The 25,696-nt window shown below is 66.9% G+C and carries 26 protein-coding genes; 7 read left to right on the forward strand and 19 right to left on the reverse strand.

Features of this window, described 5'->3' with window-relative positions; genetic code table 11:
• Nucleotides 1-22 precede the first annotated feature (22 nt).
• The 3 genes from E5790_RS01215 to E5790_RS01225 form a co-directional block, all read right to left on the reverse strand.
• Nucleotides 23-1,246 carry an efflux RND transporter periplasmic adaptor subunit gene (locus E5790_RS01215; protein ID WP_111206163.1) on the reverse strand — a complete coding sequence of 408 codons (1,224 nt, stop codon included), beginning with the start codon at nt 1,244-1,246 and terminating at the stop codon, nt 23-25.
• Between the two features lie 91 nt (nt 1,247-1,337).
• A complete protein-coding gene (locus tag E5790_RS01220) occupies nt 1,338-2,108 on the reverse strand; it encodes an SDR family NAD(P)-dependent oxidoreductase (RefSeq protein WP_111206162.1) in 771 nt (256 codons plus the stop codon).
• Nucleotides 2,105-2,332 (reverse strand): hypothetical protein, encoded by a 228-nt coding sequence (locus E5790_RS01225; protein WP_041863314.1) that lies wholly within the window; start codon nt 2,330-2,332, stop codon nt 2,105-2,107. Before E5790_RS01225 ends, E5790_RS01220 begins: the two co-directional genes overlap by 4 nt.
• A 147-nt stretch (nt 2,333-2,479) precedes the next feature.
• On the opposite strand from E5790_RS01225, the gene E5790_RS01230 reads away from it, so the two are divergent.
• On the forward strand, nt 2,480-3,511 hold the full coding sequence (locus tag E5790_RS01230) for a LysR family transcriptional regulator (RefSeq protein WP_032959145.1): 1,032 nt from the start codon (nt 2,480-2,482) through the stop codon (nt 3,509-3,511).
• Nucleotides 3,512-3,909: 398 nt separating this feature from the next.
• Here the strand turns inward: E5790_RS01230 and E5790_RS01235 are convergent, their stop codons facing one another.
• From E5790_RS01235 to E5790_RS01260, 6 genes are all read right to left on the reverse strand, one after another.
• Entirely contained in the window at nt 3,910-4,605 is a 696-nt protein-coding gene (locus E5790_RS01235) for an OmpA family protein (protein WP_014646784.1), read from the reverse strand.
• A 140-nt stretch (nt 4,606-4,745) separates the two neighbouring features.
• Nucleotides 4,746-6,161, reverse strand: coding sequence for a deoxyribodipyrimidine photo-lyase (locus tag E5790_RS01240; protein ID WP_111206161.1), 1,416 nt, complete (start codon nt 6,159-6,161; stop codon nt 4,746-4,748).
• Nucleotides 6,162-6,250: 89 nt separating this feature from the next.
• The gene (locus tag E5790_RS01245; protein ID WP_111206160.1) at nt 6,251-6,865 is read right to left on the reverse strand and encodes an inorganic diphosphatase; all 615 of its coding nucleotides are present in this window, start codon (nt 6,863-6,865) and stop codon (nt 6,251-6,253) included.
• Nucleotides 6,866-6,875: 10 nt separating this feature from the next.
• Complete coding sequence (locus E5790_RS01250) at nt 6,876-8,243, reverse strand: metallophosphoesterase family protein (RefSeq protein WP_014646781.1); 1,368 nt, start codon at nt 8,241-8,243, stop codon at nt 6,876-6,878.
• Nucleotides 8,240-9,355, reverse strand: coding sequence for a phytase (locus E5790_RS01255; protein ID WP_111206159.1), 1,116 nt, complete (start codon nt 9,353-9,355; stop codon nt 8,240-8,242). Before E5790_RS01255 ends, E5790_RS01250 begins: the two co-directional genes overlap by 4 nt.
• The gene (locus E5790_RS01260) at nt 9,355-11,916 is read right to left on the reverse strand and encodes a TonB-dependent receptor (protein WP_111206158.1); all 2,562 of its coding nucleotides are present in this window, start codon (nt 11,914-11,916) and stop codon (nt 9,355-9,357) included. The genes E5790_RS01255 and E5790_RS01260 overlap by 1 nt, the downstream gene beginning before the upstream one ends.
• Before the next feature lie 169 nt (nt 11,917-12,085).
• On the opposite strand from E5790_RS01260, the gene upp reads away from it, so the two are divergent.
• A complete protein-coding gene (gene upp, locus E5790_RS01265; RefSeq protein ID WP_005409099.1) occupies nt 12,086-12,718 on the forward strand; it encodes a uracil phosphoribosyltransferase in 633 nt (210 codons plus the stop codon).
• Nucleotides 12,719-12,832: 114 nt separating this feature from the next.
• Here upp and E5790_RS01270 read toward each other — a convergent pair whose 3' ends face one another.
• Both E5790_RS01270 and E5790_RS01275 read right to left on the reverse strand, forming a co-directional pair.
• Nucleotides 12,833-13,312 (reverse strand): SRPBCC family protein, encoded by a 480-nt coding sequence (locus tag E5790_RS01270; protein ID WP_111206157.1) that lies wholly within the window; start codon nt 13,310-13,312, stop codon nt 12,833-12,835.
• Complete coding sequence (locus E5790_RS01275; RefSeq protein ID WP_229653747.1) at nt 13,293-13,718, reverse strand: metalloregulator ArsR/SmtB family transcription factor; 426 nt, start codon at nt 13,716-13,718, stop codon at nt 13,293-13,295. Before E5790_RS01275 ends, E5790_RS01270 begins: the two co-directional genes overlap by 20 nt.
• Before the next feature lie 57 nt (nt 13,719-13,775).
• Between E5790_RS01275 and E5790_RS01280 the strand changes: the two genes are divergently transcribed.
• The gene (locus E5790_RS01280) at nt 13,776-14,069 is read left to right on the forward strand and encodes a PsiF family protein (RefSeq protein WP_046430010.1); all 294 of its coding nucleotides are present in this window, start codon (nt 13,776-13,778) and stop codon (nt 14,067-14,069) included.
• Nucleotides 14,070-14,154: 85 nt separating this feature from the next.
• Here the strand turns inward: E5790_RS01280 and E5790_RS01285 are convergent, their stop codons facing one another.
• From E5790_RS01285 to rsmD, 6 genes are all read right to left on the reverse strand, one after another.
• Nucleotides 14,155-15,042, reverse strand: a complete 888-nt coding sequence (locus E5790_RS01285) for an MBL fold metallo-hydrolase (RefSeq protein WP_019338337.1) — start codon at nt 15,040-15,042, stop codon at nt 14,155-14,157.
• Between the two features lie 120 nt (nt 15,043-15,162).
• Complete coding sequence (gene ggt / locus E5790_RS01290) at nt 15,163-16,893, reverse strand: gamma-glutamyltransferase (RefSeq protein WP_014646774.1); 1,731 nt, start codon at nt 16,891-16,893, stop codon at nt 15,163-15,165.
• Nucleotides 16,890-17,171, reverse strand: coding sequence for a YfhL family 4Fe-4S dicluster ferredoxin (locus E5790_RS01295; protein ID WP_004153175.1), 282 nt, complete (start codon nt 17,169-17,171; stop codon nt 16,890-16,892). Before E5790_RS01295 ends, ggt begins: the two co-directional genes overlap by 4 nt.
• Before the next feature lie 132 nt (nt 17,172-17,303).
• Nucleotides 17,304-17,795, reverse strand: coding sequence for a hypothetical protein (locus E5790_RS01300; RefSeq protein WP_005409092.1), 492 nt, complete (start codon nt 17,793-17,795; stop codon nt 17,304-17,306).
• Between the two features lie 60 nt (nt 17,796-17,855).
• Nucleotides 17,856-18,365, reverse strand: coding sequence for a pantetheine-phosphate adenylyltransferase (coaD, locus tag E5790_RS01305; RefSeq protein ID WP_014036814.1), 510 nt, complete (start codon nt 18,363-18,365; stop codon nt 17,856-17,858).
• Between the two features lie 26 nt (nt 18,366-18,391).
• Complete coding sequence (gene rsmD / locus E5790_RS01310) at nt 18,392-18,970, reverse strand: 16S rRNA (guanine(966)-N(2))-methyltransferase RsmD (RefSeq protein WP_014646773.1); 579 nt, start codon at nt 18,968-18,970, stop codon at nt 18,392-18,394.
• An 819-nt stretch (nt 18,971-19,789) separates the two neighbouring features.
• On the opposite strand from rsmD, the gene htpG reads away from it, so the two are divergent.
• Nucleotides 19,790-21,679, forward strand: coding sequence for a molecular chaperone HtpG (gene htpG, locus E5790_RS01315; protein WP_111205703.1), 1,890 nt, complete (start codon nt 19,790-19,792; stop codon nt 21,677-21,679).
• Nucleotides 21,680-21,895: 216 nt separating this feature from the next.
• On the opposite strand, the gene E5790_RS01320 is transcribed toward htpG, so the two are convergent.
• Nucleotides 21,896-22,195, reverse strand: a complete 300-nt coding sequence (locus E5790_RS01320) for a hypothetical protein (RefSeq protein WP_014646771.1) — start codon at nt 22,193-22,195, stop codon at nt 21,896-21,898.
• A 129-nt stretch (nt 22,196-22,324) separates the two neighbouring features.
• Here E5790_RS01320 and ftsY point away from each other — a divergent pair, with 129 nt between their 5' ends.
• The 3 genes from ftsY (at nt 22,325) to E5790_RS01335 (ending at nt 25,138) form a co-directional block, all read left to right on the forward strand.
• On the forward strand, nt 22,325-23,656 hold the full coding sequence (gene ftsY / locus E5790_RS01325; protein WP_111205702.1) for a signal recognition particle-docking protein FtsY: 1,332 nt from the start codon (nt 22,325-22,327) through the stop codon (nt 23,654-23,656).
• A gap of 82 nt (nt 23,657-23,738) precedes the next feature.
• Nucleotides 23,739-24,863, forward strand: coding sequence for an A/G-specific adenine glycosylase (gene mutY, locus E5790_RS01330; RefSeq protein ID WP_111205701.1), 1,125 nt, complete (start codon nt 23,739-23,741; stop codon nt 24,861-24,863).
• A gap of 5 nt (nt 24,864-24,868) precedes the next feature.
• The gene (locus E5790_RS01335) at nt 24,869-25,138 is read left to right on the forward strand and encodes an oxidative damage protection protein (protein ID WP_049442323.1); all 270 of its coding nucleotides are present in this window, start codon (nt 24,869-24,871) and stop codon (nt 25,136-25,138) included.
• A 74-nt stretch (nt 25,139-25,212) separates the two neighbouring features.
• Here the strand turns inward: E5790_RS01335 and E5790_RS01340 are convergent, their stop codons facing one another.
• Complete coding sequence (locus E5790_RS01340) at nt 25,213-25,662, reverse strand: DUF6491 family protein (RefSeq protein ID WP_032958624.1); 450 nt, start codon at nt 25,660-25,662, stop codon at nt 25,213-25,215.
• Nucleotides 25,663-25,696 lie beyond the last annotated feature (34 nt).

Here is a 25,696-nt window from a genome sequence, read left to right on the forward strand (position 1 = left end):
ACGCGGATCAGGAGCCGGCGGATCAGTGGTTCAGGGCGGCGGTGGCATCGCGGCCCCGTGCCGGCGCAGCCTGCGGCTGCATCGCCACGGCCTTGGCCTGCACCGGCATGCCCGGCATGAAGACCTTCTGCACGCCGTCGATGATCACCTTGTCGCCGGCGGCAAGGCCGTGCTCGACAATGCGCAGGCCGTCGGCGGTGCGGCCGAGCTGGATGTCGCGGCGCTGGGCCTTGCCATCCTTGTCTACCACGTAGACGTACTTGCGGTCCTGGTCGGTCAGCACGGCCTTGTCATCGATCAGCATGGCCTGGAACTGGCCGCTGCCAAGCAGCTGCACGCGGGCGAACAGGCCCGGCGTGAACTGGCGGTCGGCGTTGTCCAGCAGCGCACGGACGCGGATGGTGCCGGTGCTGCGGGCCACCTGGTTGTCGAGGAAGTCGACCTTGCCCGCATGCGGGTAGCCCTCTTCGCCGGACAGGCCGACCTTCACCGGCAGCGCGCTGTCACGCTCGCTGGGGCGCTCGCCCTTGCGTGCCATCTGTGCATAGCGCAGGAAGGTGCTTTCGTCGGCATCGAAGTAGACGAACACGGTATCCAGCGAGACCAGCGTGGTCAGCACGCTGGCACTGTCGCCGGCGGTGACCAGGTTGCCGGCGGTGACCATCGCGCGGCCGGCGCGGCCGTCGATCGGTGCACGCACCTTGGTGAACTCCAGGTTGAGGCGGGCGGCATCCAGCGCCGCCTGCGCGGCCTGCACGGCGGCTCCGGACTGGTCGGCCGCGGCACGACGCTGTTCGGCGGTCTCGGTGGAGATCGCCTGCTGCTCGGACAACCGCTTGGCGCGCTCGGATTCGCTGCGGGCCAGCGTGGCCTGGGTGCGGGCGCGGGCCAGCTCGGCGGCGGCGCGATCGTACTCGGCCTGGTAGCTGCGCGCGTCGATGGTGAAGAGCACTTCGCCCTTCTTCACTTCCTGGCCTTCGACGTAGTTGACCTTGTCGATGTAGCCGGACACGCGCGGGCGCAGTTCAACGCTCTGCACCGCTTCGACGCGGCCGCTGAACTCGTCCCACTGGCTGACCTGCTTGACCAGCACCGGCGCGGCGCTGACCTGCGGCGGCGGCGGAGCACCGGCCTCTTCGGCATGGCCGCCGCTGCAGGCCGCAAGCACGGCCGCGGCGAGGATCGACACGCCGACCATCGCGATGCGATGGCCGAAACGATGTGGGGTGGTATTGGGGGAAGTCATGGCATGCATCCGTACGGAGGGGTGGTACAGCTATATGAGAACGTGTTGCAAAAATCGGCGGCGCATACTGCGACCTCAACCATGGTCGAGGTCAAGCGATGCCCGCGGTATCGCGCCACAGTGGAGGGACATCCAGGTGCAGCAGGCCGCGCGGCAGTTCGGCATCGCTGCTGTCGCAGCGGACGATGGCGCGGTTGTCGCGGCAGCCGTCCAGCAGGGAGACCACACGACGACCGACCAGCAACGAGCTTGGCCACTCGATGCACGCATTGGCCGCGTTGGCCGGGGTGCACACCGGACTGCAGACTTCCAGCATCTGCGCGCGCACACCTAGTGCCTGCGCTTCCTGGTGCACCACCTGCGCGTACATGCGCAGCGCGGCGGTGGTGACCGAGGTCTCGCCGTAGCCCGCCCAGGGCTTGGCGTTGGCGGGGCTGCCGATCATCACGTAGCGGCGTGCATGCACGTTGTCCTGCAGCAGTGGCAGCAGGTGACGCACCGCGTGCACGTGCGGCATCAGGTCGGCCTGCATCGCCCCCAACAGCTCATCGCCATTGCGGTCGGTCACCCGGCCGCGACGGTAGGGGCCACCCATTGCGGCGATGACCGCCGCCAGCGGACGCGGGCGCTGCGCGATGCGTTCGGCCAAGGCACGTGCCGAGCCGTCATCGCTGAGCGAGCCCAGCAGCGTCTCCAGGCCAGGCTCATCGGCGAACTGCTCATGCAGCGCCGCCAGCCGACCCGGGTCGCGGCCAACCACCAGCACAGGGCTGCCGGCTTCCAGCAATGCGCCGACCACGCCCTGGCCGACGGCACCGGTGCCGCCGAGGACCAGGACTTCGGGCGTCAGTATCCCATTCACGGGACATTTCCTCCCAAATCCGGGATAGTCCCGATCCGGCGCAGCCGGTCACCCTTGTGCGGGGCCAGGCGGATGGCACCGCCACGCTGCTGACGCATGGGCGCGGTAAACTCACGAAAGTCCTTGTGTACCAAGGAACTCGGACGGGCTTCGACGGTCATCGCCAGGTCCAGGGTGTTCTGGCCGACATGCCGAAAGCGGGCAAGAATGTTGCGCAGGCTCATGGCGAGGGGGCTCCATTTCACGAATGGCGCCACGATAGACCTCAAACCTTTACTTGATTAGTCCTGATTAAGGGGAATAATCATCCCGCTCCCGGTCCAATCGTTCTGTCACGATTGTCCCATCCCCGACGTCCAGGATCCCCGACCATGTCCCACGATCTCAACGAGACGCTGATCTTCGTCAAGGTGGTCGAGCAAGGCAGTTTCATTGCCGCTGCCAAATCGCTCGGCCTGCCCAAGACCACGGTCAGCCGCAAAGTGCAGGAGCTGGAAACGCGCCTGGGCGCGCGGCTGCTGCACCGGACCACCCGCCGCCTCGGCCTGACCGAAGCCGGCTCGATCTACCACGAGCATTGCCAGCGCATCGCGCGCGAGCTGGAAGAAGCCGAAAGCGCGGTGAGCCAGTTGCAGTCCGGCCCGCGCGGCTGGCTGCGCTTCACCGTGCCCTATTCGATCGGCATCACCTGGATCGCCCCGCTGCTGGGCCAGTTCCATGCGCAGTATCCGGAAATCCGCCTGGACATGCACATGGGCAACGAGAAGCTGGACCTGATTGCCGGCGAAGCGGATCTGGCGCTGCGTGTGGGCGCCCTGCCCGATTCCAACCTGGTCGCGCGCAAGCTGGGCAGCCTGCGCACGCAGGTGTTCGCCAGCCCGGCCTACATCGAGCGCTATGGTGAGCCGCTGCATCCGGAAGAACTGCAGTTCCATCGCATCCTGGCGATGCGCAAGCCGTATCACACTGGCAATTCACCGCGCTTCACTTGGCAGCTGGGCGAGAACGGCGGCGAGCTGCGTGACTTCCCGGTCACCCCGCTGATGACCGCCAACGACATGTCTGCGCTTAATGGTGCACTGGTGTGTGGCGAAGGCCTGCTGCTGACCGGTGATGTGATGGCCAAGCCGTTCGTCGAGTCCGGCATGGTACGGCGCGTGCTGGCCGGCTGGACCGGCCCGGAAGTGGACTTCAACGCCGTGTTCGCCGGTGGCCGCCTGGTCTCGCCGAAGGTGCGGGCGTTCGTCGATTTCCTGGTGGAAAAGCTCAACTTCGACGCCAACTACATGCTGGCGCAGTGCCCGGGTGCGAAGCTGGCACAGCAGCAGAAGGCCCAGGAAGACGCGGCGTTGGAGAGCAGCGGCAAGCGCATCCTGGAGAAGGTCGCCGCCTCGGCGGTGTAACCGGCTTCTGTAGAGTCGAGCCATGCTCGACTGCGGTTGGAACGGCGCCGACCAAGGTCGGCATCTACCAGGAGATGAGTTGCGGCATTTCCTTCCGACTGCGCCGGGCGTCCGGTAGATGCCGACCTTGGTCGGCGCCGTTCGGAGAAGCCGCGAACGGGAACGCTGTCGGCGTGCCGAGCAAGCTCGGCACCCACAAAAATGCCGCCTGCAAGGGCGGCATTCTCGTTCCGGCTGCGTGGCTTTCGGTAGATGCCGACCTTGGTCGGCGCCGTTCGGAGAAGCCGCAACCGGAAGCGCTATCGGCGTGCCGAGCAAGCTCGGCACCTACAGAAAATGCCGCCTGCAAGGGCGGCATTTTCGTTCCGGCCAGGCCGGAACAGCAACAACGCTACGCGTTATTGCTTGAGCGGAATCACGCGGATTTCAACGCGACGGTTCTTGGCACGGCCGGCATCGGTGCTGTTGTCGGCAATCGGATACGACTTGCCGGCCCCCAGCGTTTCGATGCGCACGCTCTGCACGCCTTGGCCGATCAGGTACTGCGCCACCGAATCGGCGCGTTCCTTCGACAGGCGGTTGTTGACCGCGTCGCTGCCGATGCTGTCGGTGTGGCCCACCACTTCGATCATGGTCTGGTTGTACTCGCGCAGCGTACCGGCCACACCGTTGAGCGAGCCGTAGAACTGCGGCTTCAGGGTGGCCTTGCCGAAGTCGAAGGTGATGCCGTCCGGCAGGTTCAGCATGATGTTGTCGCCCTGGCGCTGCACATCGATGCCGGTGTTGGCAGTGCGCTCGCGCAGCGCGCGTTCCTGGCGATCCTGGTACTGGCCGACGGCGGCACCGCTGAGTGCGCCGATACCAGCTCCGATCAGCGCGTGCTGACGACGCTCGGTGGCGCTGTCACCGGTCAGCAGGCCGGCAGCCACACCGATGGCGGTACCGATCAGCGCGTTGCGGCCGGTACGGTTCTGCTGTTCGGTCGGGTTGCCGTACTGGTCGCTCTGCACATAGGAGCCGCCGGTGGCGCAGGCCGACAGGACGGCCGCACTCATCAGGGCCAGTGCGACGTTGCGGGTGGTGTTGCGGATCATGTGGTTCTCCTTGTTTTCCGGTCGGGTCGGCGGCTTACGGGCGCAGAGAGAATAAACAGCCCGATGCGATGTCGGGATGATGATCGGTCGCGGCAACAGGGCCGCGTTCAGCTAACTGACTGGAACGCTCAGCCCGCGCTTTACCCAGCCCCCGTCTGCCGGTAGGCGGCCAGCGCAGCATCGCGGCCGACGGCCAGATCCACCAGCGGCGTACGCGGATAGCCCGGGGCATGCGCCGCCAGCAGCAGCGGATGCTGCCACGGCGCGAAGCGCGCTTTCACCGGCAGCGCCGCCAGTTCGGGCACCCAGCGGCTGATGTAGCGGGCCTGCGGGTCGAACTTCTCGGCCTGGCTGACCGGGTTGAACACCCGGAAGTACGGGGCCGCGTCGGCGCCGGTGCCTGCCACCCACTGCCAGCCCATCGTGTTGTTGGCCAGGTCGGCATCGACCAGGGTGTCCCAGAACCAGCGCGCGCCCTGCAGCCAGTGCGCACGCAGGTGCTTGCACAGGTAGCTGGCAACAATCATCCGTACCCGGTTGTGCATGTAACCGGTGTGCCACAGCTCGCGCAGGCCCGCATCGACGATCGGCACGCCGGTGTTGCCGCGCTGCCAGTCATGCAGTTGCGCTGCAGTGGGCGTGGCCCAAGGGAAGCGGTCGAAACGCGGATTGAGGTTGTCGGTCGGCGTCTTCGGGAAGTGATGCAACAGGTGGTAGGCGAAATCGCGCCAACCCAGTTGGCGCAGATAGCCGTCGATGTCGGCATCAGTGCCGGCACTGCGCAATCTCTCCAGCGCATGCGCGATGCGCCACGGTGCGATCTCACCGAAATGCAGATGCGGCGACAGCCGCGAGGTGCCGACCCGGTCCGGCAGGTCACGCTGCTCGCGGTAACCGCGCAACGCGCCGTCCTCGAACACGGACAACGCCTCCAGCGCGCCGGCCTCGCCCGGCTGCCAGTGCTCCCAGAAGCCGGAATCCCAGTCCAGCGTGGGCGCCAGCCGCAGCTCGTCCAATGCGAGGCCGTCGACCGAGTGCGCGGTCAGTGCCTTCGGCGCGGCACTCAGCGTCGGCAGGCGCCAATGACTGAGTACGTTGCGCCAGTACGGAGTGAACACCTTGTACGGCTGACCCTGCTGTGTCGCGATGTCCCAGGGCTCGAACAACAGGCTGCCATTGCAGCTCTGTGCGTCGATGCCCTGCTCGCGCAGCGTGCGTTTGATGGTGGCGTCGCGTGCCTGCGTAGCCGGCTCGTACTTGCGGTTCCAGTACACCGCCTCGGCGCCGGTCTGCCCGATCAGCAACTGCAGGGCCGGCAGGCTGTCACCACTACGCAGCACCAGCGACGAACCGCGCGTGCGCAGGTCGGCGTCCAAGGCACCCAGTGAACGGTGGCGCCACGCATCGGAGGCCGCGCCAGGCACCCACTCGCCTTCCTCGTGCGGCGCGTGGAGATAGACCGGCACCACGTCGTGACCCGCATCCAGCGCGGCCTGCAGGGCCGGATTGTCCTGCAGCCGCAGATCACGGCGGAACCATACCAACGCTACCGACACATGCACCGCCTTCGATGTGGAAGGCGGACATGATAGCCAGGGGCGGTGAAGGTGATGCGCGCGTCCGGCCACCCACCCACGGCGGGGTTCTAGCGCTTGAACCGCTGCATGGCCTCGCGGATCACTGACCGTGCCTCGGCGGCGTTGCCCCAGCCATTTAGCTGCACCGGGTTGCGCCCGGCCGGCAGGTCCTTGTAGAAGCGGAAGAACGCTTCGATCCGCTGCCGTTCGGCCTCCGGCAGGTCCGCCAGGTCCCGGATGTTGGCGTAGGTCGGGTCGACCTTGTCGGTCGGCACCCCGATGATCTTCTCGTCGTGCTCGCCGCCATCGATCATCTTCAGGTAACCGATCGGCCGGAAACGCACGATCACGCCCGGATGCAGCGGTTCGCGGGTCAACACCAGTGCATCCAGCGGATCGTTGTCGCCGGCCAGGGTGCGCGGCATCGAGCCGTAGTTGGCCGGATAGGCGACCGGCATCGACTGGAAGCGGTCCACGTGCACCAGGCCGTCTTCCTTGATCTCGTACTTGGTGAAGCTGCCGGCCGGGATCTCCACCGCCAGGTTCACCTCCTGCGGGGCCTGCGCCGGCTGGGCGACCAGGAAGGGATGCAGCACGGTATCGGCGGCGGTTACCGCACTGGCCAGCAACAGCAGGGACGCGCCGATGGCAGCCAATGGAATGATGCGGCGGGGTGTGGTCATCGGCGTCTCCTCATTCCCAGCAGCGGTCGGCGCGACCCTTGGCGGTCTGCGCGCGCGGGCAGTCGCGCGGAGCAATGCGGCCTTCGGTCAGCTCCGTGCGCTGCTTTCCACCCTTGGCATCACGACGCAATTCGAAGGCATCGTAAAGACGGCCGGTCACGGTGCGTGCTTCATAGCGCAGGTGCTGCGGGTCGATGTTCAGCACCTGGAACAGCTGGGTGTCCTCGGCCACCGGGTCCATCGTCCTGCGCGCTTCGTCGGAAAGGCGGTACTGCTTCGGTCCGGCCACGGTCACCACATACTGCGGCGTCGCGGCCTGCCCTTCGCCACGGCGGCCATAGGTGTGGTCATGGCCCTGCAGCACCAGATCTACGTTGTGGCGGCGTACCACCGGCAGCAGCACGTCACGCAACGCGGCGTTCTCGCGCCCTTCGCGCGGCGAGTAGAACGGCTGGTGCAGCAGCACGATGGTCCACGCCTGCCGATTGCCGGTCAGCACCTTGTCCAGCCACTGTGCCTGCGCCTTGGCGGTGCCGAGGTCGAGTGCCGATGTGCCATCGACCACGGCCACGCGCACGCCCTGCGCATCGAACCAGTAGCTGGTCTGCTGCGCGGCGGTGGCACCATTGCCCGGCAGCGCGAACGTCACCGGCCAGTGGCGGCCCAGCACGCGGCGCTCCTGCGGGGTGTCCTCGAATTCCTCGAAGTACTCGTGGTTGCCGATGGCCGGCGCCACCAGCGTTTCCTGCGCCAGCCAACTGGTCGCAGCGAACCACTCACCCCACTCGCTGTCATCCATGTTGTCGCCTCCGCTGACCAGGTCACCGGCAAACAGACTCATGCGCGCCTGCGGCGCAGCCTTCTGCGCGGCACGCACCACGCGGCTGACATGGCTGACGTTCTTGTTCTGGGTATCGCCGAAGTACAGCAGGGTCAGCGGCTGATCGGCGCTGGCCAGCGTGCGCAGCTGGTTCCAGGCGCTCCAGCTGCCATTGCCCTGCACACGGTAGACGTACTGGGTATCCGGCTGCAGGCCATCGATATCTGCCCGATGGTGGTGCGACAGACCGTTCTCGGTCTGCAGCGCGCGGGTCGTCGCACGCACCTGGCGGATGCCTTCAATGGCCGGCGAATCTGCGGCCAGCGCGATTTCCAGCAGCGGCGCCTGCACGCTGTCGTCGGTACGCCAGGCCACGGCGAACCCATGGCTGGAATCAACCGCCGGCGAGGCGACGATGCGGTCCGGCACCGTCGTCGCCGCGTAGTGGCGGCTACCTGCCGGCACCTGGGTATTCGGTTCGGCCGCCGCGAACGACAGCGACGGCAGCGCCAGCAGCAGGCCCAGCGCCAGCGCGCGCATTACGCACTGCCCGCTCATGCGCCACACTCCAGCGGCAACGCCAGCTGCTTGGCGATGCTCTCCCAATCGAAGGCCACCACGCCCTGGTCGTCATGTACTGCATACAGCGCACCGTGTGGGAAGCGCGCGCTGGGCTGCTGCATCATCCAGATGCCATCGGTGTTGGCCACGGTATTGCCCTGGAACGCGCCGACCGGCTTCAGCGTGTACCGGTCGAACAGGTGGAACACGCTGCGCTGCTTGCCCTGTTCGGTGGTGATCCACCAGCCGTCCTTGCCGCAGGTGCGCAGGGTCACGCCTTCGGCCTGGGCCTTGAACACGTCGCGGCCAAAGGTGGTGCCAGTGAAGCGGCCCGCCAGGGTGTAGACCTTGAACTCGCTGGCGTAGCGCTCGTCCTCTTCGGCAATCAGCAGCCGGTCGTTCTCGGGGTCGCCCCAGATCGACTCGACCACGCGCAGTGCACCGGCCTCGGTGGTATCGCCGATGCTGGCCACCAGCTTCGCCTCGACCTTCGCGCCGTCGCGGGTCACATGGTACTGGCGCACGCGCTTGTCCAGCTCGGCCAGCGGCGGCAGGATGTCACGCCCCTGCGCATCCTCGCCGTTGTCCCAGGAATCGGTGACGTAGACGCTGTAGCCATCGGCACGGCGGTCGACCCACAGACCGTACGGCTTGCGCAGGTCGTCCGCAGCGAAGGTCGCCAGCGGCGCGAAGTCCGGCAGGCTCAGCACCTGCACGCGGTGATTGTCGCGCTCGACGATCCACAGCAGGTCGTCGGTCACCGCGATGCCGTTTGGGCGGTCGAACTGCCCCGGTGCGGTGCCGCTGCTGCCGACGTCACGCAGGTGCTGGCCGGTGCTGCCGTCGTAGACCACCAGCTTGTCGGTGGCCTTGGCGGTGGCGATCAGCCACAGCGCGCCGTCCGGCGCGCGCCAGGCCGCCGGCGAGTCGATGTTGTCGGCCGGGGTCATCGGTGACAGGAATGCTTCGGCGATGGTGCTCACCACGCGCTCGCCATTGGCGGCCGGCGCGGCCGCTCCCGCAACCGGATCGTTGCCGGTGGCCGGCGTGCAGCCGGCGACCAGCGTAGCCGCCAGCGCGGCGGCCAGGACAGTGACGCCACGCCCCATCACAGCGCCACCTTCAGGCCCAGCGCATAGGTGCGGCCGTACTCTTCCATCTGCAGGGTGCGCGAGCGGGTGCCCTGGTACAGCTCCAGCGGCTTGTCCAGCAGGTTCTGCGCTTCGAAGTACATGCTCACGCGCGGGGTGAACTTGTAGTCCAGCGAGAAATCGAGCTGGGTGTTGGGTGCCACGTAGATGTCGAATGCACGCCCCTTGCCGATGCTGTCCAAATACTCGCTGCGGTACACGGCCGCCAGACGCGTGCTTACACCGTACTTTTCATAGCCGATGTGTGCGCTGTAGACATGCTTGGAAGCGCGCGGCAGGGTGAAGTCCTCGCCCTCACGTCCCTTGATGCCGGCATCGAACGTGGTGTCCAGCCAGGTGCCACTGGCACCGATCAGCAGGCCATCCAGGCCCTCCGGCAGGAAGGCCAGCTGCTGCTGCCAGTTGAACTCCGCGCCACGCACGGTGGCCTTGCGACCATTGATCGGCTGGGTCACGTCGAATCCACCGTAGGCCGGATCATTGGTCCGCACGGTCTCCACGATGTAGCCATCGATCGACTTGTGGAACAGGCCCAGCGAAACGATGCCGCTGCTGCCGATGTACTTCTCCACCGACAGGTCGATGTTCTTCGACTCGTACGGATCCAGTTCCGGGTTGCCCAGGCGCACTTCCTCGTCACCGCGGCTGTAACCCACGCGCGGCGAGACGTCGCCGAAGGACGGGCGCGATACGGTCTTGTTGGCCGAGGCGCGCAGCACCCAGTCATCGGCCGCGTCATAGCGCAGATGCAGGCCCGGCAGCACGTTGGTGTAGCTGCTGTTGGCCACGCGCGGGGTGACGGTGAAGCTGCGGCCGTTGGCGGCCACGTCCACCTGGTTGCCGACTGCCTTGAAGCGGGTGTTCTCCACGCGCACGCCGCCGATGATGCGCAGCGCGCCCACATCCCAAGTACCCATGGCATAGCTGGCGAAGATGTCCTCGCTGGCCACGTAATCCTCTTCCAGCGACGTCATCGCATTGCCGCCGACATCCTGCGGGCGGGCGCTGTACTGGCCACCATTGGCGGCCCAGAACGCGCGCATCGCAGCCGAGTCCATGCCATCCCCCATGTTGCCGTGGCGATGCTCCGGCGAAGAGGTGGTCCAGCTCGACAGCACCACCTTCGGGCCGACGCGCAGTTCGCGCTCATCGACATTCACGTCGCGGTCGCGCCAGCGGCCGAGCAGGCCGAACTTGATGCTGCTGCTGTCGCCGTCGAAGCGCACGTTGACCTGCGCGCTGTGTTCCTTGTCGTTCACCTGCTTGGGCGAAAGCACGACGCGGTCGAACGCGTAGTTGCCGTTGTCCAGCCACTGCGGGTTATCGAAGCTGTAGCTGGGCAGGCGGCTGCTCTGGTCCAGGGTGCCATTGAAGGCCTTGCCGTTGAGCTTGAAGCGCGCCTCCATCTCGTCGTTCACGCGCTCTTCGGTACGGGTGTAGCCGATCCGGTAATCGACCACGGCGTTGGTCAGCTTGTTCTCGCCACCAAGACTGGCCGCAAAGGTGTTCTCCTTCTTGGTGCGGTAGCGCATGCGCTTGTCGATCGAGTCCTTCGGCATGCCATCGAGCCGGTACTGGTCGGTGCCGGTCTTGACCATCTTCGCGTCGTCGAAGTTGAAGATCACGCGCTGGCGGGTCTCCGCATCGTCGAACTGGCTGTACAGCGTGCGCAGGTAGTACGTGCTGTCTTCGTTGGGGCGCCAGTCGAGGTTGAGGTTGGCACCGATGCGCTTGCGCTCGATCTCGTACTTGCGGTGCTGCAGGTTGATCGCGGTCACGTCACCGGGGGCGGCATCGTCCTCGCCGTCATATTCCACTTCGGTGTTGTCCGACTCGAACTTCCGCTTCTGGTAGTTCACGCCCAGCGCCACGCCGAACGTGTCGTTGAACACTTCGCTGTAGTTGAAGGCGGCCTTGGGGCTGGTCTCGCCGGACAGCTGCTGGTGGCTGCCCTCGATCTTGCCGCGCAGGCTGCGGCCGTCGCGGTCGAAGGCCGACGCCGATTCCACCAGCACGGCGCCGCCGATGGCATCACCGGGCATGTCCGGGGTCGGCGACTTGACCACGCGCAGGCGCTCGGTGGAGTCCGATGGGATCACGTCCAGCGGCGCGGCGCGGCTGGAATCTTCCGGCGTACCGATGGCGATGCCATCCACGCTGACGCTGTTGAGATTGGCATCCAGGCCGCGAATGACCACGAAGCGGCCTTCGCCCTGGTCGCGGGTCACGCTGACGCCCGGCAGGCGCTGCAGTGATTCGGCCACGTTCTTGTCCGGATACTGGCCCAGGGCATCGGAGGACACCGCGTCCTCGATGGCGTCGCTGCTGCGCTTGAGGTCGACCGCGCGGATCTGCGATTCGAGCTGGGCGCGCACTTCGATACGGTCCAGGTCGACCGCGTCGGCCGCCACGGCGCCGGTAGCGGCTACCGCCTGTTGCCCGGCAGCCTGCAGCGGTGCCGCGGCCCCCATCGCCAGGGTCAGGGTGATGGCAACGGCCAACGGAGTCTTGATATGCACTGGGAATCCCCATTCCTGTTAAGAATGGGTCTGCACGGTATGTCCGCAAGGTTGCATGGCCGTGACATGCGCCTGCACATTTCATGTACATCAGATCCAGGCCCGGTTTGGGATTCGACACGCCAATCCGGCAAAATGGCCTCCTCTCTCCTTTCCCCCCTTCCCGACCATGAAGATCGTCGAAGTGCGCCACCCGCTGGTGCAGCACAAGATCGGCCTGATGCGCAACGCTGCGCTCAGCACCAAGGATTTCCGCGAACTGGCCAACGAGCTGGGTACGCTGCTGGCCTACGAGGCCACCGCCGACCTGGACACCGAGCCGCACACCCTGCCCGGCTGGGCCGGCCCGGTGACGGTGCAGCGTATTGCCGGCGCCAAGATCACCGTGGTGCCGATCCTGCGTGCCGGCCTGGGCATGCTCAGCGGCGTGCTGTCGCTGATCCCGGCGGCCCGTGTCAGCGTGGTCGGCCTGCAGCGCGACGAGGAAACCCTGCAGCCGGTGCCCTACTTCGAGCGCCTGACCGGCCGCCTGGAAGAGCGCGACGCGCTGATCCTGGACCCGATGCTGGCCACCGGCGGCACCCTGATCGCCACCATCGACATGCTCAAGCGTGCCGGTGCCCGCCGCATCAAGGGCATCTTCCTGGTGGCCGCGCCGGAAGGCATCGAAGCGGTCAAGGCCGTGCACCCGGACGTGGAGATCTACACCGCAGCCATCGATGCCCAGCTCAACGACAAGGGCTACATCCTGCCGGGCCTGGGCGACGCCGGCGACCGCATCTTCGGTACCCGCGTCGGTTGATCCGGTGAACCGGGGTCAGAGCCCTTTCACAGCGAAAGGGATCTGACCCCAACATCGCGGGGGTCGGACCCCTTTCGCAGAAAGGGCCCTGACCCCACCACCCCGCATTCCTGCCTACAGCCCGGCGGCGAAGGCTTCCAGCTGGTCGATGGCGGTGGTCCAGCCGTTGAAGAAGCCCAGCTGCTCATGCTGGTCACGCAGGGCCTTGTCCGGGTGCATCACCCGCGCGGTGTAGCGGCAGCCCTGCCCCTCGTCCTCCATCGTGATCACGGCGGTAAAGCCCAGCCAGGGTGACTGCGGTCGCCAGCCCGCACCCAGCATCGAGGTGAACACCAGGCGCTGCTGCGGCACGATCTCCAGGAAACTGCCCGGATTGTCACTGCTGCCGCCATCGGGGCCCTGCATGAAGGTGTGGAAGGCCCCGCCGGGGCGCAGGTCGAATGCGCGTACCTCGGTGGTCCACGGCTTCGGGCACCACCACTGGCGCAGCAGTTCCGGGTCGGTCCACGCCCGCCACAAGGCGGCGCGCGGTGCGTTCAGCACACGGCTGATCACCAGATCGGTGTCGGGGTTGTTACCTGCGTCTACGGCCATGGGCCTGCTCCTGTCGGTGAAGGGTTTCGACGAAATCGACCATGCGGTCGGAACGCGCTTCCCAAGCCGCACGCTGTTCTGCGAGCCATTGTTCGGCCTGGCCCAGCCGCGCCGGCACCAGTTCGCAGGTGCGTGTGCGCCCCTGCTTGTGGCTGCGCACCACGCCGCTGCGCTCCAGCACGGCCAGGTGTTTCATCAGCGAGGGCAAGGCCATCTCGAAGGGTTCGGCCAGCATCGACACCGTGCGCGGTCCCTGCCCAAGCGCCGCTACGATCGCGCAACGGGTCGGGTCGGCCAGTGCCTGGAAGACGTCTTCAATGGCAGGATAATACTTACCCATATAGCTAAGTAATACGCCGGTCTGAACGTTGCCGCAAGCAGGCGCGGCACTGGCGTGATTCTTCACGTGGCCTTGCCGGCCTGAAGCGAATGCTCCGCGCACCCGCCACCCTTGGAGCTCCCGATGAAAGCCTCTTTCCTGCTGGCCGCCGTCCTGCTGGTCGGCCTGCCCCTGGCTGCCAACGCCACAACCCCGCAGCAGCAGCGCATGGCCGAATGCTCGGCCAAGAACAAGGGCTTGAAGGGTGATGCCTACAAGACCGCGCAGAGCTCCTGCCTCAGCGGCCACGCTGCCGAGACCAAGGCGGTCAATCCGCAGCAGGAACGGATGCGCAAGTGCAACGCTGACGCGGGCGCGAAGAAGCTGGCCGGTGATGCGCGCAAGACCTTCATGAGCAGCTGCCTGAAGTCGTCATAATCGTCGCGTCCGGATCGAACGCCATCCACGCATGGCGTGGATCTACCACCGTCAGTGAAAGGCCGGGCATTGCCCGGCCTTTTCATTACCCCAGGGCGCGCGCCTTCAGCTCGCCCTGTTCGTGCAGGGTCACGAAACGTCCCTTGTCATCACGGCCCAGCTGCGCCAGCGCCACCTGCGGGTCGTGGGTGAAGAACAGCCGCACGTTGCGCGCCAGCTTGTCTTCAAGGAACTGCCGCTTCTCGTCGATCAGCAGCTCGGCGTTGCGGTCGTAGCCCATGGTGATCGGCACGTGTACCCATGAGCGCCCCGGGATCAGGTCGGCACAGAACACCACGCCACCATGCGCACTTTCGCCGGCATGCGCGTGACCGACGATCTCGGCCAGCATCAGTCCCGGCGTATGCCCGTCGCTGTAGCTGAAGCGCACGCTGCGGCCAAGTGCCTTCGAGTACTCCCCGTCCACCACTTCCAGCCGGCCACTGGCCTGCAGCAGGCCCGGCAGTTCCGGAATGAAGCTGGCACGGTCGCGCGGATGCGGCTGCACGGCGCGCTGCCAATGCTGCGCACCGACCACGTAGGTCGCGTTGGGGAACAGCAACTCGGGTTCACGCCCTTCGCTCCATGCCGCCAGCAGGCCGCCAGCATGATCGAAATGCAGGTGGCTGAGCACCACCACATCGATATCCTCGTGCTCGAAGCCGGCTTCGCGCAACGAATCGATCAGTACGTGCTGGCTTTCCTGCACGCCGTAGCGCTCGCGCATGCGCGGATCGAAGAACGCCCCGATACCGGTTTCAAACAGCACGGTCTTGCCTTCCAGCGGACTGGCAAGCAGTGCGCGGCAGGCCAGCTCGATGCGATTGAGCTCGTCCGGTGCCGCCCATTTTTCCCACAACGCACGCGGTGCGTTGCCGAACATCGCGCCGCCATCGAGGCGCTGCGAGTTTCCACGAATAGACCAGAGTTTCATGCGTCGATTATCGGCGCCGGCCCGTTAAATAATCGCTAGAAAGGAAACAGAAAACCCCGCCGGCAAAGGCGGGGTTTCGGTAATCTGCCGGATTGCCGGCCAGCAGCCGGCGCTACCGGATCAGCGTGCCGGCACGACCTGGGCGCTGCCCACCGGGTTGCGGGGGTCGCTGCCGCCGAACAGCTTGTTCGCCTTGCGGTCCCATTCCACGGTCTGCAGGTTGCCCCACACGTGACTGGAACCGCGGCCGCCTGCGGCGACGTCACCCGGCAGGTCGATCTTGTGGCCCATCGCCTGCAACTGCTTCACCGTCGCCGCGTCGAACGCATCGTCCTCGGCTTCGATCAGGTCCGGCAGCCACTGGTGGTGGTAGCGCGGCAGCGCGGCAACCTGCTGTGCATCCAGGCCGTCGTCGTAGCCGAGGATGCCCAGCAGCACCATGGTGATGATGCGGCTGCCACCCGGGGTGCCCAGCACCACGACCTTGTCGGCGTTCTCCATGAAGGTCGGCGTCATCGAGCTGAGCATGCGCTTGCCGGCCTTCGGCGCATTGGCCTCATAGCCCATCACGCCGAACGCATTGGGCGTGCCCGGCTTCAGCGCGAAGTCGTCCATCTCGTTGTTCAGCAGCACGCCGGTGCCCTTGGGAATCAGCCCCGAGCCATACAGCAGGTTGACGGTCTGGGTGGCGCCGACGCGGTTGCCGTCGCGGTCGATGATCGAGAAGTGCGTGGTCTCGTCATCTTCCAGCGGCGTCGGGTTGCCCGACAGCAGGTCGCTGGGCGTGGCCTTCTCCGGATGGATGGTCGCCCGCAGGCCCTGTGCGTAGTCCTTGCTGGTCAGCACTTTCTGCGGGATCTGCACGAAGTCCGGATCGCCGAGGAAGAAGGTGCGGTCGCGGTAGGCGCGGCGCATCGACTCCACCACCAGGTGGGTGCGGTGGGCCGGGTCCATCTTCCTGATGTCCCAGCCTTCCAGGATCTGCAGCATGCTGGCCAGCGCGATGCCACCGGACGACGGCGGCGGCGCGGTGGTGATCTTCCAGCCGTTGTAGTTGAACACGATCGGCTCGCGCTGCTTGACGCGGTAACCGGCCAGTTCTTCAGCGGTCCACTTGCCGCCAGCCTGCTTCACGCCCGCCAGCAACAGCTTTCCGGTCTGGCCCTTGTAGAAGCCATCAAAGCCACCCGCGGCCAGGCGCTCCAGCGTCTGCGCCAGTTCCGGCTGCTTGAACAGGTCACCGCTGGCGATCGGCTTGCCATTGCGCAGGTAGACCTCGCGCGTGCCGGGATAGCGCTCCATCACTTCACGCCGCGACGCGTAGCCCTTGGCCATGCGGTCGTACACCGGGAAACCTTCGCGCGCGATGCGGATCGCCGGCTGCAGCGAGGCCGACAACGGCAGCTTGCCATGCTTGGCCGACAGCTCGACCAGCGCTGCGGGCAGGCCGGGAATACCCGCCGACCAGGCACCGTTGACCGAACGATCACGGTCCAGGTTGCCCTGCTTGTCGAGGAAGGCCTGCGGGGTCGCCGCAGCCGGGGCGGTCTCGCGCGCATCCAGCATCACATCCTTGCCGGTGGCCGCGTCGTGCAGCAGGAAGAAGCCGCCGCCGCCCAACCCGGAACTGATCGGCTCGACCACCGCCAGCGTGGACGACACCGCCACTGCAGCGTCGAAGGCGTTGCCGCCCTGCGCCAGGATGTCGATGCCGGCCTGGGTGGCCAGTGCGTGGCCGCTGGCAATGGCCGCGCCATCAGGGCGATCGGCACGGGCCGGGCTGTCAGCCCAGGCCATGGGGCTCAGCAGCAGGCCGAGCAGCAACAGGGGGCGGACGATCAGCGTCTTCATTCGGATGGGGGCTCCGCGTAGAGTTCGGGGTGATCGTGCTGCAGCTGGCGCAGCTTGGCCAGCAGCTGGTCTTCCGTTTCCACGATCTCCGGGTCCGGGTCGATGCACTCGACCGGGCAGACGACCACGCACTGTGGCTCGTCGAAATGACCCACGCATTCGGTGCAGCGCGCAGGGTCGATCACGTAGATGGTTTCACCCATCGCAATGGCCTGGTTGGGGCAGGCCGGCTCGCATACGTCGCAGTTGACGCAGAGCTCGTTGATTTTCAGCGACACGGCGATACTCCTCGCCCGCGCCCTGGGACAAAGGACCGGCCAGCGCGGGCGCGCGGGCCGGTCAGGTCATCAGCGGCGCCCTTGCAGGATGCCGCCCGGGCCATGCCGGAGCATGGCCGCCATGGCTCGGTATTACTTGGCTTCGACGAAAATGTACTCGGCACCGGTCGGCTGGATCGCAGCCTGCACGCGGGCGTTGTCGGCCGACTGGCCGATGAAGACGACGCGCACGCCCTTCATCGAATCCGGCGACACGTCCTTGAACACGGCCTGGATCATGTCCGCCATCTTGCCCGAGGCCGACGAACCGAAGGCCAGCATGTTGCCCGGCTGCACGCCACGCGCCACGGCCTGGGTCGCGCTTTCGGTCTGGCGCTCGTACTTGGCCTGGAAGTCCGGGTCCGATTCCGGCGAGAGGTAGTACAGGAACGGGCTGTTGGTGATGTTGCCCATGTTCTGGATCGCCACTTCCTGCAGGTACTTCTTCCAGCCTGCATCGTCGTCCTTGGCCGGGGCGACCAGGGCCTGCTTGGCCTCGTCGACCGGAGCGGCCTCTTCCTTCTTGCAGGCGGTGAAGGCCAGGGCCAACGAAGCGATCAGCATCGCGCGCATGGTGGTGTTCATGGGTTTCCTCCCGGAATGGTGCGTGGTGGTGTACGTAATGGGGTGCGGGTACAGCGGGGCTTACGACTGTGCCGACTTCGCTTCGCGGACCTTGCGCAGGGCTTCGAGCACCGCGGCCGGCACGAAACCGGACACGTCGCCGCCCAGGCGCGCGATCTCGCGGACCAGCGAGGACGAAATGAAGCTGTGCTGCTCGGCCGGGGTCAGGAACAGGGTCTCGACCTCGGGGATCAGGTGGCGATTCATGCTGGCCATCTGGAATTCGTACTCGAAGTCGGACACCGCGCGCAGGCCGCGCAGCAGCACCCCGCCCTGCACCGAACGTACGAAATGGGCCAGCAGGGTATCGAAGCCGATGACCTCGACGTTGCCGTGGTGGGCCAGCGCGCCACGCGCCAGCTGCACGCGCTGCTCCAGCGGCAGCGCCGGGCCCTTGGACGGGCTCTGCGCCACGCCGACCACGACCTTTTCGAACAGCGGCGCGGCCCGGCTCACAAGGTCGATATGACCGTTGGTGATGGGGTCGAACGTGCCGGGGTAGACGGCAATGCGGCGATTGGCCACGGTCATGGGCGGATGCAGATGTTCAGATGAGGTCAAAGTGTAGCAGTGGCACGGCGGTACAGGGCAAAGCGCACCTCGCGGGTGCCACCCTCGCGGTGCAGCAGCCAGTCCGGCGGCAGCACCGGCACGTGGCCGGCCGGCGATTCCAGGTACAGCCAGGCGTCGGCGGCCAGGTGCCGCGGCAGCTGGGCCAGCACGTCCTGCCACAGGCCATCGGCAAACGGCGGGTCGATGAAGACCAGGTCGGCCTGCTGCGCCTGCGCCCCTTGCAGCCAGCGCAGGGCATCGGCCTGCACGACGGTGATCTGGTCGCTGGCCTGCAGCCTGGCGACGGCGGCGGTCAGGTTGCGTCCCAGCTGCGCATCGCGCTCGACCAGGGTGGCGTGGGCAGCGCCACGCGAGACCGCCTCCAGGCCCAGCGCGCCACTGCCAGCGAACAGGTCCAGCACGCGGGCCCCGCCGAGCTTGGGCATCAGCCAGTTGAACAGGGTCTCGCGCACGCGGTCGCTGCTGGGGCGAAGGCCCGGCAGGGTCGGCACCGGCAGCCGGGTATTGCGCCAGCGCCCGCCGATGATGCGGACCTGGCCGTCATTGCCACCGCGGCCGCTCATCGGCGCCCCCGGCGGGAGGAATTCGAGAAATTCAGCATGAGCGGGATTGTAGTTCGGCCGGGCGGCGCCCGGCACCCGCAGAAGCCGAAGCAACAGCAACAGCGGGCATCCCCGCGGGATGGCGGGGTGGGTCCGGTTGAGGGGGACGCTGCAAGTACGTCCATGTAAGCTCGGTCGCCGCATCCATGCGGCTCACGCCCCCTCAACCGGACCCACCCCGCCTTCGACAGTTTCCTGCGATCTGTCGGAACGGCTCTTGGGGTCAGATCCGTTTTCCTGCAGAAAACGGATCTGACCCCATTGGATGCACCCCGCCTTCGACAGTTCCCTGCGATCTGTCGGAACGGCTCTTGGGGTCAGATCCGTTTTCCTGCGGAAAACGGATCTGACCCCAGATTTATTTCGATGTCTGACAGATGTGTCGACCAAGGTCGACACCCACCAACAGCCGAGTGAACCTGTCAGAGGCGGGGCGGTGTGGGGTGGCAGGACCGTTGGCGCCATGGATGGCGCCATCGAGCCCCCATGGGTGAGGGCGCTTTGCTTGCGAAGCACTGCTTCGCAAGCGCCCGAACGCACAGCCGCCAGCGGCTGGGCCGGCCCCCGGAGGGGGGTTTACGGCGTGTCCTGCCAACCCACACCGCCCCGCCATCCCACGGATAGCCCGCTGTTGCTGTTGCTGTTGCTGTTGCTGTTGCTTCGGCCTCTGCAGGTGCCGGGCGCCGCCCGGCCGACCAACCCCTTGATTTCGGGACAATCAGCCATACCCCTTGGCGAGGCCGCACGCGCTGGCGCGGCATTGCACATGGAGCCCTATCGATGACCGAGACCACCCAGACCGAAACCCTTGGCTTCCAGACCGAAGTCAAGCAGCTGCTGCAGCTGATGATCCACTCGCTGTACTCCAACAAGGAGATCTTCCTGCGCGAGCTGGTCTCCAACGCCGCCGACGCCGCCGACAAGCTGCGCTTCGAAGCCCTGACCCAGCCGGCCCTGCTGGAAGGCGACAGCGAACTGCGCGTGCGCGTCAGCTTCGACCCCGCCGCCCACACCATCACCATCGAAGACAACGGCATCGGCATGAGTCGCGCCGAGGCGATTGCCCATCTCGGCACGATCGCCAAGTCCGGCACCGGCGATTTCCTGCGCCAGCTGTCCGGCGACCAGAAGAAGGATTCGCAGCTGATCGGCCAGTTCGGCGTCGGCTTCTACAGCGCCTTCATCGTTGCCGACGAGGTCGAAGTGACCTCGCGCCGCGCCGGCCTGGCCGCAGGTGAAGGCGTGCGCTGGACCTCGCGCGGCGAAGGCGATTTCAACGTCGCCACCGTCGACAAGGCCGAGCGCGGCACCCGCATCGTCCTGCATCTGAAGGATGGCGAGCATGATTTCGCCGACGGCTGGCGCCTGCGCAGCATCCTCAAGAAGTACTCGGACCACATCGGCCTGCCGATCCAGATGCCGAAGGAAGGCGAGGAAGGCGCCACCGTCGAGTTGGAGACCGTCAACCGCGCCAGCGCGCTGTGGACCCGTCCGCGCACCGAGATCGGCGACGCCGAGTACACCGAGTTCTACAAGCACGTGGCGCACGACCACAGCGATCCGCTGGCGTGGAGCCACAACAAGGTCGAAGGCAAGCTGGAGTACACCTCGCTGCTTTACGTGCCCGGCCGCGCGCCGTTCGACCTGTACCACCGCGATGCGCCCAAGGGCCTGAAGCTCTATGTGCAGCGCGTGTTCGTGATGGACCAGGCCGAGCAGTTCCTGCCGCTGTACCTGCGCTTCATCAAGGGCGTGGTCGACTCCAACGACCTGTCGCTGAACGTCTCGCGCGAGATCCTGCAGTCCGGCCCGGTCATCGATTCGATGAAGGCGGCGCTGACCAAACGCTCGCTGGACATGCTGGACAAGCTGGCCGCCGACAAGCCGGAGCAATACGCCACGTTCTGGAAGGAATTCGGCCAAGTGCTGAAGGAAGGCCCGGCCGAGGACTACAACAACCGCGAGAAGGTGGCCGGGCTGCTGCGCTTCGCCTCCACCCGCGGCGACAGCGATGCGCAGACGGTGTCGCTGGCCGATTACCTCGGCCGCATGACCGAAGGCCAGGACAAGATCTACTACCTGACCGGCGAGAGCTACAGCCAGGTGCGCAACAGCCCCCACCTGGAAGTGTTCCGCAAGAAGGGCGTGGAAGTGCTGCTGCTGACCGACCGCATCGACGAGTGGCTGATGGGCTACCTGACCGATTTCGACGGCAAGGGCTTCGTCGACATCGCTCGTGGCGATCTCGACCTGGGCGCGCTGGAAACCGAAGCGGACAAGCAGGAACAGGAAGCCGCGGCGAAGGACAAGCAGGGCCTGGTCGAGCGCCTGAAGACCGTGCTGGGCGATGACGTGGCCGAAGTGCGCGTGTCACACCGCCTGACCGATTCGCCGGCGGTACTGGCCATCGGCGAACAGGACCTGGGCCTGCAGATGCGCCAGATCCTGGAAGCCAGCGGGCAGAAGGTGCCGGACAGCAAGCCGGTGCTGGAAATCAACCCGGGCCACCCACTGATTGCCAAGCTGGATGCCGAAGCCGATGGCGCGCGTTTCGACGACCTCGGCCGGGTGCTGTTCGACCAGGCCGCGCTGGCCGCCGGTGACAGCCTGAAGGACCCGGGTGCCTACGTGGCGAGGCTGAACAAGCTGCTGCTGGAGCTGTCGGCCTGATCGACAGGGTGGTCGCCGGGCATGGCCCGGCTTACCCGGCGGTGCTCTGGTAGAGGCCGACCTTGGTTGGCGCCCCAAAAGCGTGCCAACCAAGGTTGGCACCTACCGGGGCGGATCGAGCGTGCCAGCCAAGGTTGGCACCTACCGGCGCGGGTGGAGAGTGCCAACCAAGGTTGGCACCCACCAGGGGCGGCGGTTGGCGCCTGCCGAAGGGGTTCAGGCGTCGCGATCCAGCAGCGAACCCAGCATCTGGTCCTGGCGGCGGATCACCGCGGCATTGGCGGCGAAGGCCACCACCTCGGCTTTCGCGGCCAGCAGGTCACCCAGCGGCGCGCCGGCATCGGCGCCGACGGGAATCACCGCGGCCTGCACCCCACCCTGCCCGGCAGCACTGCGCTGCAGCTGCAGGCGCTGGGCATCCGGGGTCGCCAGGTTGGCCACGTTGTGCGCAGCCACCTGCACGCCCTGCTGGGACGCACGCATCCCGCCGAGGGCAATTCCCATCACGTTGTCCATGGCGGTCTCCGGGCCGCACGACGCAGCCCTCCGGACCGGTTAACGGCCGGCGGGCCGCGACCTTGAGTCCACATCGGCCCGACAGGCCCGAGTGGTAGCATATCCCCCTGATTTCAGCGCCTTTTGCCAATGCTCAGTTTTTTCCGCCGCAAGAAGCCCCAGGATGCCCCCGCAGCGGAGGCACCCAAGACCCAGCACTACTCGGCTGAAGAGCTGGCGGCGGCGTTCCCGTCGGCCGCGCCGGTCGAGGACAAAGAGCCAGCACCGGTAGCCGTACCGGCCGCGCCTGCGCCGGCCGAGCCGCCGCCGGCAGCCGTCGTTCCGGTCGCTTTCGAGCCCACCCCGGTGGTTCCGGCTCCGGCGGTTCCGGCTCCGGTCGTTCCCGCTCCGAGCGCTCCGCAATCGGCCGCCCGGATCGACGTCGCCCCGGTGGCGGCCCCGGCCATCGAACCGGCACCCGCACCACTGCCTCAGCCCACCCCGGCACCGGTCACCGACGACCTGCCTGCCGCCGCCTCGATCGATGCCGTTCCGGCGCCTGCCGGCAAGCCCGGCTGGCGCGAACGCCTGCGCAACAGCGTCATCGCGCGCAGCTTCGGTGGACTGTTCTCGCGCAACCCCAAGCTCGACGACGATCTGCTGGACGAACTGGAAACCGCACTGATCACCGCCGACGTCGGCGTGGGCGCCACCACCGATCTGGTCGAGGGCCTGCGCAAGCGCATGAAGTCGCGCGAGTTCGCCGACGCCAATGCGCTGCTGGCCGCGTTGCGCGCCGAGCTGATCGCGATCCTGCAGCCGGTGGCCAAGCCGCTGGTGATCGATCGCAACGCCAAGCCCTTCGTGGTGCTCACCGTCGGCGTCAACGGCGTCGGCAAGACCACCACCATCGGCAAGCTGGCCAAGCGCTTCAAGGACGACGGCCACAGCCTGATGCTGGCTGCCGGCGATACCTTCCGCGCCGCCGCCGTGGCCCAGTTGCAGGCCTGGGGCGAGCGCAACGGCGTAGCCGTGGTCGCGCAGGGGCAGAACGCCGATGCCGCTTCGGTGGCATTCGACGCGCTGCAGGCCGGCAAGGCCCGCGGCACCTCGGTGCTGATCGCCGATACCGCCGGCCGCCTGCACACCCAGTCCGGCCTGATGAACGAGCTGGGCAAGATCCGCCGCGTGCTCGGCAAGATCGACCCCACCGCCCCGCACGAAGTGCTGATGGTGATCGACGGCACCACCGGCCAGAACGCGCTGTCGCAGTTGCGCCAGTTCAATGCCGCAGTGAACGTGACCGGCCTGGTGGTGACCAAGCTGGACGGCACTGCCAAGGGCGGCGTGGTGTTCGCGCTGGCCCGCGAGTTCGGCATCCCGATCCGCTTTGCCGGTATCGGCGAGCGCCCGGAAGACCTGCGCGTGTTCGATCCGGAAGCGTTCGTCGACGCCCTGCTGCCCGAAGCGCTGGGCGCCTGATACACCGCGCAGCCACGCATGGCGTGGCTCTACCGCAGCCTGGTAGAGCCACCCCACGGGTGGCTGCCTCTCTGGAACTCCAATGCCCCGCCAGCCGCACGCCAGCGCCGAAACTGCAGAACGGGACGGTTTCGTCGCCCGCCTGCTGCACTGGTTCGACGACCATGGTCGCCACGACCTGCCCTGGCAGCACCCACGCAGCCCCTATCGGGTCTGGCTGTCGGAAATCATGCTGCAGCAGACCCAGGTAGCCACGGTCATCCCGTACTTCCAGCGGTTCCTGCAGCATTTCCCGACGCTGCCCGACCTCGCCGCCGCCAGCAATGACGCGGTGATGGCGCAGTGGGCCGGGCTCGGCTACTACGCCCGCGCACGCAACCTGCATGCCGCCGCGAAGCGCTGCGTGGAACTGCACGACGGCGACCTGCCGCGCGATTTCGATGCCTTGCATGCCCTGCCCGGCATCGGCCGCAGCACCGCAGGTGCGATCCTCAGCCAGGCCTGGAACGATCCGTTCGCGATCCTCGATGGCAACGTCAAGCGCGTGCTCAGCCGTTACCACGGCATCGACGGCTTTCCCGGCCTGCCGGCCATCGAGAAACAGTTGTGGTCGATTGCCGAGGCGCACGTGGCGCAGGTGCCGGCCGGGCGAATGGCCGACTACACCCAGGCACAGATGGACCTGGGTGCGACGGTGTGCAGCCGCGCCAAGCCAGCCTGCGTGATCTGCCCGCTGCAGGACGCGTGCGTGGCGCGCCGCGAAGGCCGCACCGCCGAACTACCCACGCCCAAGCCCAGCAGGACCCTGCCCGAGCGCGAAGCCGTGGCCCTGCTGCTGCGCGACGCCCAGCAGCGCGTGCTGCTGCAGAAGCGGCCGGACACCGGCATCTGGGCGCAGCTGTGGACGCTGCCGCAGGCCGATGCCGGCAGCGTACTGCAGGACTGGTTCGACGCGCACGTCGAAGGTTCGCTGGAAGACGCCGAGGAACTGCCCGTGCTGCAGCACACCTTCAGCCATTACAAGCTGCACCTGCAGGTACTGTCGCGGCAGGTGCACGGCCTGCGCGTGGAAGAACCCACGCTGCGCTGGGTCGCCAACGACGAGCTGCCCGCGCTGGGCCTGCCAGCGCCGATCCGCAAGCTGCTCGACGGCGCCACGATCAAGGCGCCGAAACGAAATTCCAAGAAACCCCGCAACCACGAGTGAGTGCCATGTCCCGAACCGTCTTCTGCCAGTACGAACAACGCGATGCCGAGGGCCTGGACTTCGTGCCCTACCCCGGCGAACTGGGCCAGCGCATCTTCAGCAACATCGGCAAGCAGGCCTGGGCCGCGTGGCTTGCGCACCAGACCATGCTGATCAACGAAAACCGCCTGTCGCCGCGTACCCCGGAGCATCGCGCATTCCTTGAGGGCGAACTGGTCAAGTTCCTGTTCGAGAAGGACGCGGAAAAGCCTGCCGGCTTCACCCCGGAAGCCTGACCCACAGGTAGTGCCGGCCGCTGGCCGGCATCGCGCAGATGCCAGGTTGCCGGCCAGCGGCCGGCACTACCGCGCTATTTCGTATTTTCCTCGCGCTCCTGCACCTGCGCCTGGCGCAGCTCCTGCTCGGAGGCACGCAGTGCCTTCACGTCCAGCTTGCGGATGCTGTTGATGAAGCACGGCATGCGCGGGCCACCGGTCGGGTCGCGCACCAGCACCTTGTCGAAACGCGATGACACGCGGCCCATGCTGCTGGTCAACCCGATGGCGGTGGCGTACGACAGGTCCGGGCACGGACCACTCAGTTCCAGCAGGTAAGCCTCGCTCGGCCGGGTCCACACCGCCAGCGCGCTGTCACCCAGTTCGGTCCAGCCATTGAGGCTGCCGAAGAACTGCATGTCGTTCTGCGGCGCGCCGGCGTGGGCGCGGTACAGATCCAGTTTCTCGGTACTGCTGAGCCGGCCGGTGGTCGCGCAGGCGGCCAGCGCCAGGCAGAGTCCGGCGATCAGGATCGGGGTCTTCATGGCGATCTCCTCGAGGAACCTGCTGCGATCATGC

This window comes from Stenotrophomonas sp. PAMC25021 (assembly GCF_004795795.1).
In the GTDB taxonomy this organism is placed as follows: domain Bacteria; phylum Pseudomonadota; class Gammaproteobacteria; order Xanthomonadales; family Xanthomonadaceae; genus Stenotrophomonas; species Stenotrophomonas muris.

Excerpts from the sequence above, each read along its gene's own strand:
- E5790_RS01215 (WP_111206163.1), bottom strand. The coding sequence starts at position 1,246 with ATGACTTCCCCCAATACCACCCCACATCGTTTCGGCCATCGCATCGCG.
- E5790_RS01225 (WP_041863314.1), bottom strand. The coding sequence starts at position 2,332 with ATGAGCCTGCGCAACATTCTTGCCCGCTTTCGGCATGTCGGCCAGAAC.
- E5790_RS01230 (WP_032959145.1), top strand. The coding sequence starts at position 2,480 with ATGTCCCACGATCTCAACGAGACGCTGATCTTCGTCAAGGTGGTCGAG.
- E5790_RS01235 (WP_014646784.1), bottom strand. The coding sequence starts at position 4,605 with ATGATCCGCAACACCACCCGCAACGTCGCACTGGCCCTGATGAGTGCG.
- E5790_RS01245 (WP_111206160.1), bottom strand. The coding sequence starts at position 6,865 with ATGACCACACCCCGCCGCATCATTCCATTGGCTGCCATCGGCGCGTCC.
- E5790_RS01250 (WP_014646781.1), bottom strand. The coding sequence starts at position 8,243 with ATGAGCGGGCAGTGCGTAATGCGCGCGCTGGCGCTGGGCCTGCTGCTG.
- E5790_RS01255 (WP_111206159.1), bottom strand. The coding sequence starts at position 9,355 with ATGGGGCGTGGCGTCACTGTCCTGGCCGCCGCGCTGGCGGCTACGCTG.
- upp (WP_005409099.1), top strand. The coding sequence starts at position 12,086 with ATGAAGATCGTCGAAGTGCGCCACCCGCTGGTGCAGCACAAGATCGGC.
- E5790_RS01270 (WP_111206157.1), bottom strand. The coding sequence starts at position 13,312 with ATGGCCGTAGACGCAGGTAACAACCCCGACACCGATCTGGTGATCAGC.
- E5790_RS01280 (WP_046430010.1), top strand. The coding sequence starts at position 13,776 with ATGAAAGCCTCTTTCCTGCTGGCCGCCGTCCTGCTGGTCGGCCTGCCC.
- E5790_RS01285 (WP_019338337.1), bottom strand. The coding sequence starts at position 15,042 with ATGAAACTCTGGTCTATTCGTGGAAACTCGCAGCGCCTCGATGGCGGC.
- ggt (WP_014646774.1), bottom strand. The coding sequence starts at position 16,893 with ATGAAGACGCTGATCGTCCGCCCCCTGTTGCTGCTCGGCCTGCTGCTG.
- E5790_RS01300 (WP_005409092.1), bottom strand. The coding sequence starts at position 17,795 with ATGAACACCACCATGCGCGCGATGCTGATCGCTTCGTTGGCCCTGGCC.
- coaD (WP_014036814.1), bottom strand. The coding sequence starts at position 18,365 with ATGACCGTGGCCAATCGCCGCATTGCCGTCTACCCCGGCACGTTCGAC.
- rsmD (WP_014646773.1), bottom strand. The coding sequence starts at position 18,970 with ATGAGCGGCCGCGGTGGCAATGACGGCCAGGTCCGCATCATCGGCGGG.
- htpG (WP_111205703.1), top strand. The coding sequence starts at position 19,790 with ATGACCGAGACCACCCAGACCGAAACCCTTGGCTTCCAGACCGAAGTC.
- E5790_RS01320 (WP_014646771.1), bottom strand. The coding sequence starts at position 22,195 with ATGGACAACGTGATGGGAATTGCCCTCGGCGGGATGCGTGCGTCCCAG.
- ftsY (WP_111205702.1), top strand. The coding sequence starts at position 22,325 with ATGCTCAGTTTTTTCCGCCGCAAGAAGCCCCAGGATGCCCCCGCAGCG.
- mutY (WP_111205701.1), top strand. The coding sequence starts at position 23,739 with ATGCCCCGCCAGCCGCACGCCAGCGCCGAAACTGCAGAACGGGACGGT.
- E5790_RS01335 (WP_049442323.1), top strand. The coding sequence starts at position 24,869 with ATGTCCCGAACCGTCTTCTGCCAGTACGAACAACGCGATGCCGAGGGC.
- E5790_RS01340 (WP_032958624.1), bottom strand. The coding sequence starts at position 25,662 with ATGAAGACCCCGATCCTGATCGCCGGACTCTGCCTGGCGCTGGCCGCC.